This is a genomic window from Rhizobium sp. RAF56, from assembly GCF_052113965.1.
In the GTDB taxonomy this organism is placed as follows: domain Bacteria; phylum Pseudomonadota; class Alphaproteobacteria; order Rhizobiales; family Rhizobiaceae; genus Rhizobium.
In genome coordinates this window covers 86401-98639 of record NZ_JBFRDU010000016.1, presented here as the reverse complement: position 1 = coordinate 98639, position 12239 = coordinate 86401, and the positions used below count along the sequence as shown (strand labels likewise).

The 12239-nt window shown below is 62.5% G+C and carries 12 protein-coding genes; 5 read left to right on the top strand and 7 right to left on the bottom strand.

Annotation, left to right across the window (positions count from 1 at the left end; all coding sequences use genetic code 11):
- Window positions 1–9: 9 nt before the first annotated feature.
- Both AB4048_RS15550 and AB4048_RS15545 read left to right on the top strand, forming a co-directional pair.
- Window positions 10–1383: an FAD-binding oxidoreductase gene (locus tag AB4048_RS15550; protein ID WP_442202866.1), complete on the top strand. Its 1374-nt coding sequence runs from the start codon at window positions 10–12 to the stop codon at window positions 1381–1383.
- A gap of 105 nt (window positions 1384–1488) precedes the next feature.
- The gene (locus tag AB4048_RS15545; protein WP_442202865.1) at window positions 1489–1680 is read left to right on the top strand and encodes a hypothetical protein; all 192 of its coding nucleotides are present in this window, start codon (window positions 1489–1491) and stop codon (window positions 1678–1680) included.
- A gap of 79 nt (window positions 1681–1759) precedes the next feature.
- On the opposite strand, the gene ppk2 is transcribed toward AB4048_RS15545, so the two are convergent.
- Window positions 1760–2677, bottom strand: coding sequence for a polyphosphate kinase 2 (gene ppk2 / locus AB4048_RS15540; RefSeq protein ID WP_442202864.1), 918 nt, complete (start codon window positions 2675–2677; stop codon window positions 1760–1762).
- Between the two features lie 432 nt (window positions 2678–3109).
- On the opposite strand from ppk2, the gene AB4048_RS15535 reads away from it, so the two are divergent.
- Window positions 3110–4012, top strand: a complete 903-nt coding sequence (locus AB4048_RS15535) for an alpha/beta hydrolase (protein ID WP_442202922.1) — start codon at window positions 3110–3112, stop codon at window positions 4010–4012.
- A gap of 75 nt (window positions 4013–4087) precedes the next feature.
- Here AB4048_RS15535 and AB4048_RS15530 read toward each other — a convergent pair whose 3' ends face one another.
- Together AB4048_RS15530 and AB4048_RS15525 are read right to left on the bottom strand one after the other, a co-directional pair.
- On the bottom strand, window positions 4088–4228 hold the full coding sequence (locus AB4048_RS15530) for a hypothetical protein (RefSeq protein ID WP_442202863.1): 141 nt from the start codon (window positions 4226–4228) through the stop codon (window positions 4088–4090).
- Between the two features lie 74 nt (window positions 4229–4302).
- On the bottom strand, window positions 4303–4677 hold the full coding sequence (locus tag AB4048_RS15525) for a hypothetical protein (protein WP_442202862.1): 375 nt from the start codon (window positions 4675–4677) through the stop codon (window positions 4303–4305).
- 388 nt (window positions 4678–5065) lie between these two features.
- On the opposite strand from AB4048_RS15525, the gene AB4048_RS15520 reads away from it, so the two are divergent.
- Window positions 5066–6055, top strand: a complete 990-nt coding sequence (locus AB4048_RS15520) for a LacI family DNA-binding transcriptional regulator (RefSeq protein ID WP_442202861.1) — start codon at window positions 5066–5068, stop codon at window positions 6053–6055.
- Window positions 6056–6151: 96 nt separating this feature from the next.
- Here the strand turns inward: AB4048_RS15520 and cysN are convergent, their stop codons facing one another.
- The 3 genes from cysN to AB4048_RS15505 all read right to left on the bottom strand — a co-directional run bounded on the left by cysN (window position 6152) and on the right by AB4048_RS15505 (window position 9420).
- Window positions 6152–7636, bottom strand: a complete 1485-nt coding sequence (gene cysN, locus AB4048_RS15515; RefSeq protein WP_442202860.1) for a sulfate adenylyltransferase subunit CysN — start codon at window positions 7634–7636, stop codon at window positions 6152–6154.
- 1 nt (window position 7637) lies between these two features.
- On the bottom strand, window positions 7638–8591 hold the full coding sequence (gene cysD / locus AB4048_RS15510; protein ID WP_442202859.1) for a sulfate adenylyltransferase subunit CysD: 954 nt from the start codon (window positions 8589–8591) through the stop codon (window positions 7638–7640).
- A 91-nt stretch (window positions 8592–8682) separates the two neighbouring features.
- Window positions 8683–9420: a phosphoadenylyl-sulfate reductase gene (locus AB4048_RS15505; protein WP_442202858.1), complete on the bottom strand. Its 738-nt coding sequence runs from the start codon at window positions 9418–9420 to the stop codon at window positions 8683–8685.
- Between the two features lie 475 nt (window positions 9421–9895).
- Between AB4048_RS15505 and AB4048_RS15500 the strand changes: the two genes are divergently transcribed.
- Window positions 9896–10342 (top strand): RrF2 family transcriptional regulator, encoded by a 447-nt coding sequence (locus AB4048_RS15500; RefSeq protein WP_442202857.1) that lies wholly within the window; start codon window positions 9896–9898, stop codon window positions 10340–10342.
- A 160-nt stretch (window positions 10343–10502) separates the two neighbouring features.
- On the opposite strand, the gene betA is transcribed toward AB4048_RS15500, so the two are convergent.
- Window positions 10503–12152, bottom strand: coding sequence for a choline dehydrogenase (betA, locus tag AB4048_RS15495; protein ID WP_442202921.1), 1650 nt, complete (start codon window positions 12150–12152; stop codon window positions 10503–10505).
- Window positions 12153–12239 lie beyond the last annotated feature (87 nt).

Below are 12239 nucleotides of genomic sequence, written 5' to 3'. Positions count from 1 at the left end.
AGCGCAGCGATGACGGTGGTCGAAGAGCTGATCGATGCCCTCGGCGCGGAGACAGTGCTGGTCGGGGAGGCGGTGGGTGAGCGTTACCGCAGCGATGCCAGCCTCTCGGGCCGTGTGTTGCCGATAGCGGTTCTGCGGCCGGCAAGCGTCGAGGCCGTGGTTCTGGCCCTTGCCATCTGCAACCGCCACGGCCAAGGCATCGTGCCTCAGGGCGGGTTGACGGGGCTTGCCGGCGGCGCCAACGCCGGCGATGGCGAGATCGCGCTCTCGCTGGAACGGTTGTCGGGTGTCGAAGAGATCGATACCGCCGCAGCCACGATGACGGTCAGGGCCGGAACGCCGCTTCAGGTGGCGCAGCATGCGGCAGAGCAGGCGGGTTTTCTGCTGCCGATCGATCTCGGTTCGCGGGGCAGCTGCCAGATCGGCGGCAATCTGTCGACCAACGCCGGCGGCATCCGGGTCATCAGGCACGGGGTGACGCGCGACAACGTGCTCGGGCTGGAAGCGGTGCTTGCCGACGGGACGGTCCTGTCTTCTCTCAACAAGATGATGAAGAACAACACCGGCTACGACCTTCGCCAGCTTTTCATCGGTGCGGAAGGCACGCTCGGCATCATCACGCGCGCGGTTCTCAAGCTGAAGCCGCTTGCCCGTGGCCGCCAGACCGCGCTCTGTGCTTTGGAGAGCTATGAGGCGGTGCTCGGGCTTCTCGACCTTGCCCGGAGGGAACTTGCCGGCCTGTCCGCCTTCGAGGCCATGTGGGCGAGCTTTTTCGCCTTCAATACGCAAGGGCTGGGCCTTCGCTTTTTCGAGGCCGATTACCCCTTCACCGTCATCATTGAGCAGGAGACGAGAGGGGATGAGCGCGATACCGAAGGATTCGAAGCTTTCTTGGGTGCGGCGTTGGAGGAGGGCATCATCGCCGACGCGCTGATCGCCCAATCGGAAAAGGAACGCGAAAGCTTCTGGGCGGTGCGCGAGGGAGCGCCCCTCGATCGGCTGCCGTCGCTGGTCAATTTCGACGTGAGCCTTGCGATAGGCATTCTCGACGAATTCGCAGCCGCCTGCGAAGCCGAACTTCTTGCCCGTTTTCCAGGCGCGCACGTTTCCTTCTTCGGGCATGTGGGAGACAGCAATCTGCATATCGCCGTTTCCGTCGGGGATGGTTCAGATGAAACGCTGCATGAGATCGACGCCATCACCTATGGGCTGGTCCGGAAGTTCGGCGGGTCGGTTTCCGCCGAGCACGGTATCGGCACGCTGAAACGCGACTATCTCGGCTACTCCCGCAGCGCCGCCGAACTCGAGGTCATGCGCCGCATCAAGTCGGCGCTCGACCCGAAGGGGATACTCAACCCCGGCAAGGTGATCCCGCCGGGCTGAGGGGGCTCTTCAGCATTTCTGAGTTCGTCAATTTTCCGCCACACCTCCGACATCTGGCCGTTGCAAGGGCATGCTAGTCAAGGCTCGCAAACGAGGGAGAATGACATGACGGAGATGACGATATCGGAGGTCCTGCGCGACCCGTTGATACGCCTGGTGCTCCGCGCCGATGGCACGAGCCTCAGCACCTTTGCCCATTTGTTGAAAGCCGCTGCCCGCGAACGCGGCGCGGCACGCCGCAATATTCCTGCTTTGCCCTATTTCCCGGCGCACGAGGAAAATCCGGCAAGGCATTGACCTCCAAGCCGCGACGACACAAATCCAGCCCGGCCAGCGACCGCATCGAACAATCGGTGCGGTCGCAGTTTTTTTAGCTTCAGTACTTCGGGGGAACGTAGAGTTCCGGCGGCAGGACCTTGCGCTCGTAGTTGGGATTGAAGATGCGCTCGGGCAGGGCAATTTCCTCGTGCGGCACCGGTTCGTAGGGGATCTGGGTGAGCAGGTGATCGATGCAGTTGAGCCGCGCCCGCTTCTTGTCGTTGCCCTCGACAATGTGCCACGGCGCCTCGGGAATGTTGGTGCGTGCGAACGTCTCTTCCTTGGCTTTCGTGTAGTTCTCCCAGCGGACGCGCGATTGCAGGTCCATCGGAGAAAGCTTCCACTGCTTCAGCGGATCGTGGATGCGCATCAGGAAGCGCATCTGCTGCTCCTCGTCGGTGATCGAGAACCAGTACTTGACGAGGCGGATGCCGGAACGCACCAGCATGCGCTCGAATTCCGGCACGTCGTTGAAGAATTGCTCGACCTGGTCTTCGGACGCGAACCCCATGACGCGCTCGACGCCGGACCGGTTGTACCAGGAGCGGTCGAAGAGAACGATCTCGCCGCCCGCCGGCAGATGCGGCACGTAGCGCTGGAAATACCATTGCGTCTTTTCGCGGTCGCTCGGCGCCGGCAGCGCGACGACGCGGGCGATGCGCGGATTGAGGCGCTGGGTGATGCGCTTGATGACGCCGCCCTTGCCGGCGGAGTCGCGGCCTTCGAAGACGACGACGACCTTTTCCTTGTGATAGGCGACCCAGTCCTGCAGCTTGATCAGCTCCGACTGCAGCGCCAGCAGCGCGCGGAAATAGTCGATGCGCGGCATCGATGGCGGATGCGTCTTGCGGTAGATCTTGCGGATCTCCATCGAGAGCGCGGGCTCGGAGAGCTCGAGTTCATAGTCCTCGTCGAGCGTATCGGCCAGCTCCGCCTCCAGCCAGTCCTGCCCCTCGTTGCCCGTCAGCGTGCTCATTGAAGTCCTCCAGCAAAGATAACCTCGCGCTTATGCCACGGCCGTGTAACAAATTTGAAACAGGCGCCCGTGCGACCATGCCATCGCGTCGACATGGGGCACGGCCAAGTAGAGCGTGAAACGATATTTTGGCAAGCGAGCAGTCGGATTTGCCGCCGCCTATTCGCCATTCCGGCCCGACTTGAAAGGCTTCACTGGCCTGCCGTGATATTCCGGGCGTTGACTTGGGACGACGATTTGGCTTCCATCAGATTTAAGAAAAATGGAGGGACGCCTCCTGGGGGATCGTCAATGCAACGACTTCGCCTTTTGACCGTGTGGAATTCGCTCCCGCGATGGATCGCCCGGGTCGCGTTGACGGCCGGGATAGGACTATGGCTTGCGGCGACAGGATCGGCGCAGGAGCAACCGAGCCATGCTTTTGCGGGGAAGATGACGTCCGAACAGGTCGAAAAGCTCGTCGATCTCTGGCATCAGTACTTTTCCGGTGCGCATGACCTCATGGATCGGCGTGCCGCCTTCGAGAGCTTCATGGCAACCACGCCCGAGCCGACGCGTGTGCAGACACGCCATGTCGATGCCGACGGCGTTCCCGCCGATCTCATCTTGCCGGCAAGGCTGCACTACTCGCCCGGTCACAGGGCGATCCTGTTCGTTCACGGCGGCGGATTTTACGGTGGATCGCTGCGCACCCACCGCAACGTCGCTTCAGCACTCGCCAAGGCCGCTTCCGCCGATGTGCTGCTGATCGATTACCGGCGCGTGCCCGAGGCGATCTACCCCCGGCAGATCCAGGATACGCTGACAGCCTACCGATGGCTGTTGGAGCAAGGATACCTCAGCGAGAACATCTCCATCGTCGGTGATTCCGTTGGTGGAAACCTCGCGATCGAGATGGTGCTGCGCCAGATGCAGGCGAAGGAACCGCCCCCGGCCTCGGTCGTGGTGATGAGCCCGGTGATCGATCTTGCCGCGACCGGCAGCTCCATCGACGAGAATGCCGACGGCGATCCCTTGATCAGCAGGGGCTATCTCGAGCTTTTCAGCAAGGCATATCTCGGCAATACGTCGCCTGACGACCCGTCGGCATCTCCCCTCTACGCGGATTTGAAGGGATTCCCGCCGCTGTTGATCCAGGTCGGCTCAAGGGAAGCCCTGCTCGACGACAGCCTGCGCCTCGCCCGCAAGGCGGGGCAGGCGCATGTGCCCGTCACCCTCGAGATCTGGCCCGGCATGGTTCATCAGTGGCAGCTGTTTCCCTTCTGGGTGCGCGACGCGCGGCGGTCGAACGACAGCGCGGCGGCCTTCATCGAAGGCCATTTCGCCGAGCACTGATTGTTTCAGGGAGAAGGATCGAAACCTTTGTCTTTCGCAATTCCGGAACCGCGTCACGCTTTTCCTGGAATTGCGCTAGCGCTGTGCTGCCCGTTGCGGCAATGGCGGCATCATGCTGCGCTGCGGCGCCTGTATCATCGTAACCACGAGCGCAAGCGAAAAGGCAATCGCGGCGACGAGCATGGCGAGGCCAACGAACCATGGGCGAACTTGCATAGGCTTATCCTCCCCGTTTTGGCGAAGCGCTCGTGGCGTTCCGCTCGCCCGGCGGCGGCTGTCTCACGCTCCTCTCAAAGCGTGTGGCGTGTATCGGGTCGTTCGAACGTCGGACTAGGTCTCGCCAGCCAGGCACGGCCCGACAGCACGATGGCTCCGAGCGCGACGCCCCACAGGGCGCCGGCCATGCCGACGATGGTATCGAGCGGCGACAGGCCGGAGCCCATCGCCAGGCCGTGCGCGATGCTCAGCCCGCACACGCTTGCGATCATTGCGAGGCAGACGAAAGAGGGCGCCAGCGGATAGGCCAGGCGCATCAAGAGGCCGGCCAGGCCAAACGCCACCAACTGGTCGATATCATAGGGATTGGCGATCACGCCCTGCCATTGCCCGTGAAACAGCAATACGGCAGCGAGTACCGCGACATAGAACCATGCGCCAATCTTCAAAACGCGATCCGACATCATGCTTATGGTATAGCACTTAAGTAATAAATTCCAAAATCGGACGACGTACTTGCGACGCTTTCTCACAACTTCACCGCACACGTTTTATGTGAAGGTGAAACACGAAGAGAACGCGTAATGTTCCCAAGGCATGGAATTCTTTCGGTTTTGTGGCGAACCCTTTGCCCGTTGTCGGGCGAAAACAGCCTGGGACATTCCCCGCCGGCGCATTTGCCGCACTTAAAAGGCGAGAAACGTGCGAAACAGGCCGAAAATGGCACAACCATCGCATTGCTAAAAATGCCAAAAGAATGAATTAGATTATTCTAAACCATTCAATGGAAAGAGCTGACGCGTGGGGCTGGGGCAAAGAAGGAATCGCAAGCAACGGGTGAGATTGCGTGACGTGGCGGAACGGGCGGGTGTCAGTCCGATCACTGTCTCGCGCGCGCTGCGCAATCCCGGGATCGTCTCCGAAGAGCTGCGTGAAACGGTTCTGAGAATCGTCGAGGAGATGGGCTACACGCCGGATCTCGCCGCCCGCGCGCTCGCCAGCCGCCACAGCGGTGTCGTCGGCGTCTTGACGCCGATGTTGAGCCAGCAGGTTTTCGCAGGAACCATGCGCGGCATCGAGGACCGGATGCGCAAGACCGACCTCTACCTGCAATACGCCAACACCGCCTATCGCGCCGATGACGAGCTCTGGCAGACGCGGGCTTTCCTCGCCCATAACCCGGCAGGCATCATCATCGCCGGCGCCGAGCGCTATGCCGAGCTGGAGCCGATCATCGCGCGTGCCCCTTGTCCGGTGGTGCATATCATCGACGTCAGTCAGGAGCCCGACACACTCGCTGTCGGCATATCCCACAAGGAGGCAGCCGTGCAGGCGGTCGGCTTCATGCTGTCGCGCGGCTATCGCCGCATCGCGATGATCGGCGGGCGCGTCAATCTGCGCGCGCGTCTGCGCATCGAGGGTTATTCCCAGGCGATGCACGAGGCGGGCCTCTTCGATGAGGCGCTGATTTTGCACGACGCCGCCAACACCGGGGTATCGCGCGGCGCCCGCCTCGTCGGCGAATTGCTTGACCGTGTGCCGGACCTCGACGGCGTCTTCTGCCAGAACGACGACGTGGCGCTTGGCGCACTATTCGAATGCCAGCGTCGCGGCATTCGCGTGCCGGAGGATTTCGGCGTCTGCGGTTTTAACGATCTGGAGTTTGCCGCTGCGGTGCAGCCGGCACTGACCACGGTGAACGTTCCGCGTCATTCGATAGGCTTTCAAGCAGCCGACATGCTGATGCGCGCGATCGAAGGCTCGGGTCCGCCGGAGCCAAAGCTGGAACTTAGCTTCACCGTCACGCCGCGCGGAACGACGCGATAGAGCGTTTGTTTTTACGCAATCTCGGACGGAACACCGCGTCATACTCTTCCTGGAACTGCGATAGAGAAAGGGGCCGATCGGCCCCTTTTCGTTTCGTCAGATGTCGCTCGCCGCGTTCGCCCATAGTTCGGCGGCCTGCGCCGACGTCATGCGCCGGACGTCGGCTTCGTCGCGCCGGTTGACAAAGACGGCGCTTGCCATGATCTGCTCGGCAAGGTCGGCCGGAAGCGACAGGACCACTCTTGCTTCTTCACTATGCAGGCCGCTCACATCGGTGCGCTTGCCCGTGATCATACCGCCGGCGACCGTATTGTTGGTTTCCGGGTCGATCAGAATGAAGGAGCCGCTTGAGCGGTTCTGTTCGTAGGGATCGAAGACCGCGGCCTGGTCGAAGGCGAGATGTACCTTGCCGATGGCGTTCATCGGCAGGCGTTCCGCCGGGTTCCACGCCCCGCTCTTCAGTTCGAGCTGGCTTACCGGCTGCACCTCGACGCGCTGGCGGCGGCTGCCGCTCTTCAGCCAATAGCGCTTGCCGGGCTCGATGCCTTCCGGCTGCAACGCCACGAGGTGCGCGTCGAAGGCGAGGCCCACCTGGGGCTGGCTGTCGATGGAAACGATCATATCGCCGCGCGCGACGTCGACCTGGCGGTCGAGCACGAGCGTGATCGCGTCGCCGGCAACGGCCGCATTGCGCACGAGATCGAAGGTGACGATCTTGGAGACGTTGGCAACGTTGCCGGAGGGCAGGATGACGACGCTGTCACCCGGCTTGACGGCGCCGCCGGCGACCGTACCCTGATAGCCGCGGAAGCTTTCGCCGGGCCGGGAAACGCGCTGCACCGACAGGCGAAAACCGACTGTCTGCGACGAACGCACCGTGGCCATTTCCAGCGTCTCGACCAGGGTCGGGCCGGTGTACCAGGGCATCGCGGCCTGGCCCGAATAGACGACGTTCTCGCCCTTCAACGCCGACATCGGGATCGCCGTGATCTGCTTGACGCCCAGCGAAAGCGCGAATTCCTTGAATTCGTGGGTGATCTTCTCGAAGCCGGCGCGGTCGTAGTTCGTCAGGTCGATCTTGTTGATCGCAAGCACGAACTGCTTGATGCCGAGAAGCGAGGCGATCGTGGCATGGCGCCGGGTCTGCTCGAGAATGCCCAGGCGGGCATCGATCAGGAGCACCGCCAGGTCCGCCGTCGAAGCGCCGGTTGCCATGTTGCGGGTATACTGCTCATGGCCGGGTGTGTCGGCGACGATGAAGGAGCGTTTGTCGGTCGAGAAGTAGCGATAGGCGACATCGATGGTGATGCCCTGTTCGCGCTCGGCCTGCAGACCATCGAGCAGCAGCGCGAAATCGGGGAGGCCGAGATCGTTCTGCTTGCCGGTGGAGTCGCGACGCAAGGTGGCGGCCTGGTCTTCCTTGACGGCCTTGGTGTCCCAGAGGAGCCGGCCGATCAGGGTGGACTTGCCGTCATCGACACTGCCGCAGGTGATCAGACGCAGCGGGCGCGTGTCGCGCGTCGCCGACGCGAACTCGGCGGCGGGCACGGCAAGGGCGGTTGCGGTTGCAGCTGCGGTCATCTCAGAAATATCCTTCACGCTTCTTCTTTTCCATCGAGCCGGATTGATCGCGATCGATGGCGCGGCCCTGGCGCTCCGAGACGGTGGCAACCTCGAGCTCCGCGATGATGTCTTCAAGGGTGGTGGCGCTGGAGCGGATCGCTCCCGTCAGTGGAAAGCAGCCGAGCGTGCGGAAGCGGATGACTTCCTCGCGCTTCGCCTCGCCCGGCAATAGCTCCAGCCGCGGATCGGCGGCCATGATCATCATGCCGTCGCGCTCGACGACCGGGCGCTTCTCGGCGAAATAAAGCGGCACGATCGGGATGTCCTCGGCCTGGATGTAGCGCCAGATATCGACCTCGGTCCAATTGGAAAGCGGGAAGACGCGCACGCTCTCGCCCTTGCGGATCTGGCCGTTATAGACGTTCCACAGTTCCGGGCGCTGGTTGCGCGGATCCCAGCGATGGTCCGGGGTGCGGAAAGAGTAGATGCGCTCCTTGGCGCGCGAGGCTTCCTCGTCGCGGCGGGCGCCGCCGAAGGCGGCGTCGTACTGCCCGGCATCGAGCGCCTGGCGCAGCGCTTCCGTCTTCATGATGTCGGTGTAGCGCGCGGAGCCATGGGTGAACGGGGTGACGTTCTCCGCCTTGCCGCGCGGATTGGTGTGCGCGATGAGATCGAGATCGTACTTCTTCACGATCTCGTCGCGGAAGGCGATCATCTCCTTAAACTTCCAGCCGGTGTCGACGTGAAGCAGCGGGAAGGGGATGCGGCCCGGATAAAACGCCTTGCGCGCCAGGTGCAGCAGCACGGAGCTATCCTTGCCGATCGAATAGAGCATCACCGGACGCTCGAACTCGGCTGCCACCTCACGGAAAATGTGGATGGACTCGTTTTCCAGCGCCTTCAGATGCGGGTCGAGCGGCGGCTTTGTGCTCTGCGGATTGTGCAGCTCCGTGTCGGGACGGCTGAGAGGCATGTCTTACTCCAAACTTTCAAATATGCGCGGCCTGGGAGTGGCCTAAGGTCAATTCGGTCTTTGGTTGCGGGAGGTATTGCCGCAGACGGGATTATTGCGCGGCGGCTGCGGCTTCCTCGGCGACGTGAAGGCCGCATTCGCGCGTCTCGTCGTTTTCCCACCACCAGCGCCCGGCACGCTCCGGTTCTCCGGGCTTGATGGCGCGCGTACAGGGCTCGCAACCGATCGAGGGGTAGCCGCGTTCATGCAGCGGGTTGACGGGAACGCCGTTGGCTTCGACGAAGGCGCGAATTGCCTCGATGTCCCAATCGGCAAGCGGATTGATCTTCAGGAGATGGCGTTCGGTATCGTATTCGGCAAAGGGCGTCTCGGCACGATTGGACGACTGGCCACGGCGAAGACCGGTGATCCAGACGGCAGCGCCCGAAAGCGCCCGTGCCAGGGGCTTCACCTTGCGCACGCCGCAGCAAGCGTGGCGGGCCTCGACGCTCTCGTAAAAGCCGTTCAGGCCATACTTTTCGGCATAGGCGTCGATATCGGCCTGTTCCGGGTGAAAGCGCTTGATGGCGATGTCGTACTGCGTTTCCGTCTCGGAAATTAGCGCGACTGTCTCGGGAAAGAGGCGGCCGGTCTCAAGCGTCGCGATTTCGATCGGAAGGCGGTGGGTGCCGATCTCGGCCGCGATCACCTGATCCTCGATGCCGAGCGATGTGGTGAAGACGGCGCGGCCGCCGAGACCGGCAACGAGCGACAACCGGCCGGCAAGGTCGAGCCCAGCCAGCGTCGCGCTCAGTTGAGCCGCATCTTCGATAGGGTTGATGGCAGTCATGGAGATTCCTGTCCTGATATTGGCCGGAGTATCGCAGCTTGGGGCCAAGGCGGACAGAAAAAGGCATTTCGAAAGTCAGCGGATGCGGAGCAAATATCTCTCTGAAAGCCGGGGCAGCCGGAAAACCAGCCGCTTCGACTTCGCAGTCGTTCCAATTATGCCGCAATGCGGCGCTCCGTCGAACTGCGCGTCGCGCTCCGCCGGAAGGAATGCCTCTAATGTCTATAAGAATAGTAGAGTTACACGCTGCTTGTCAACGGGAAACCGGAAGTGATGGCGCTCAGGCTGCGGAATGCGCATTTTTGAGCTAGAGTGAGACTCATGGCCGCGCTTCGAAAACAAGGCCAAGCCGCTTGTAATTGCACCGCTTTCCGGTTTGTTCAAATTCCGTTCAGGCAAGACGTGCGATGAAGGGCGACAACTTCCGGTGCGATCCGTGTTTTGTCGGTCGCAAGTGTGTGTGGACGGGTTCGAAATGATCACCCAGAAAGCAAAATACGCGCTCAGGGCGCTGGCCGCTCTCGCTCAGGCGGATCCGGCCGAGCCGACGATGATCTCCGATATCGCCGCGCAGCAGAAAATACCGAAGAAGTTCCTGGAACAGATCCTGCTCGATCTCAAGCATCAGGGCATCGTTGCCAGCCGTCGCGGCAAGCAGGGCGGCTACCTGCTCCTGAAGCCCGCCGACGAGATCACGTTCGGGGAAATCCTGCGCATCATCGACGGCCCGATCGCTCCGCTGCCGTGTCTGTCGCTCACGGCCTATCGGCCCTGCGACGATTGCGACGGCGAACAGACCTGCGAGATCCGCCACGTCTTCGCGAAGGTCGCCGAGGCCACCCGCAGGGTGCTGTTCTCCACCACCATCGCCGACGCCGTCGAGGCGCCACGGGGCGCGGAAGTGACGCGGCTTCTGGCTTAGCGCTCCAGGATCGTTGTTGATCACTCGTCGTTTTCGCGCGGTATGAGGGCAGCGCGGTCAGAATCATTCCCTGGATGGAGGTCCGCTGCTGTTGGTGACACGAAACATCAAAGATTTCCCTGCCGATAGCCCCGGTGTTCGCGTTCCCTATATGCGCTGATCACCGGTCGCTCGTCTCCCAGCGCGGGCTGATCCAGGGCTGCTGGTTGGAGCGGGCGAGGGGCTGTCTGCCAAGGATATGGTCGGCCGCCTTTTCGCCGGTCATGATCGACGGGCCGTTGAGGTTGCCGTAGGTGATGTGCGGGAAGATCGAACTATCGGCGACGCGCAAGGCATCGACGCCGATGACGCGGGTCTCGTGATCGACGACCGCCATCGGGTCGTCGCGGTCGCCCATCTTGCAGGTGCCGCAAGGGTGGTAGGCGCTCTCCAGGTGCTCGCGCAGGAATGCATCGATCTCGTCGTCGGTCTGCACATGCTCGCCCGGCTGGATTTCCGGCCCGCGATAGGGCTCGAATGCCTTCTGCCCGAAAATCTCGCGTGTCAGCCGCACGCAATGGCGGAATTTCTGCCAGTCTTCAGGATGGCTCATATAGTTGAAGCGGATGACCGGATCGGCCTTCGGGTCGGCGGAACGCAGCGTGACGCTGCCGCGCGACTTCGACAGGTTGTAGCCGACATGCACCTGGAAGCCATGGCTCTTGGCGGCGGCCTTGCCGTCGTAGCTGATGGCGACGGGAAGGAAGTGATACTGGATGTCCGGTTGCTTGACGCCGGCGCTCGAGCGAAGGAAGGCGCAGGCCTCGAATTGGTTGGAGGCACCGAGCCCGGACTTGAACAGCATCCATTGCGCGCCCGCCACCCCCTGCCAGAACCACGGCAGCCACGAATAGAGGGTGACCGGCTTCAGGCTGATCTGCTGGAAATAGAACTCCATGTGATCCTGAAGGTTGGCGCCGACGCCCGGGCGGTCGGCCTTGACCTCGATCCCCATCTCTTGCAGGTGCTCGGCAGGGCCGATGCCCGACAGCATCAGGAGCTTCGGGGAGTTGAAGGAGGAAGCCGAGACGATCACCTCGCGGTTGGCCCTGACGACCTCGATCTTGCCGCTGCGCTCGATTTCCACGCCAACGGCGCGGCCGTCCTCGATGACGATCCGCCGCGCGAAACCGCGCAGCAGGCGCACGTTCGGCCGCTTCAGAGCCGGCTTCAGGTAGGCGTTGGCGGCCGACCAGCGCCGCGCCTGCCAGATGGTCTGTTCCATCAGGCCGAAACCTTCCTGCTTGCTGCCGTTGTAATCGTCGGTCGTCTCGAAACCCGCCTGCCTGCCGGCATCGACGAAGGTGCGGAAGAGGGGATTGGCGACGCCGCCGCGCTGGACATGCAGCGGCCCGTCGCCACCCCGCCAGCCTTCCTCGCCGCCGTGGCTGTGTTCCATGCGCTTGAAGTAAGGAAGCACGTCCGCATAGGCCCAGCCGCGCGCGCCAAGCTCCTCCCAGCGGTTGAAATCCTCGGCATGGCCGCGGACATAAACCATGCCGTTGATCGATGACGAGCCGCCGATCACCTTGCCGCGCGGGGCGGTGATGCGCCGGTCGTTGAGGTTCGGCTCGGGCTCGGAGAGATAGCCCCAATTGTAGCGATCCATGCTCATCGGCCAGGCAAGGGCCGCCGGCATCTGGATGAACGGCCCAAGATCGCTGCCGCCGAACTCCAGCACAAGCACGGAATGCTTACCGTCTTCCGAGAGGCGGTAGGCAAGCGCCGAGCCCGCGGAACCGGAACCTACGATGATGAAATCTGCTTGCATCATTCGCAACTCTCAGTTGATGCCGGTTCCGTCGATGCGCTGAAGCGCATCGCGGTTGCCCTTAAGGTCGATCTCGACGATCTCGTG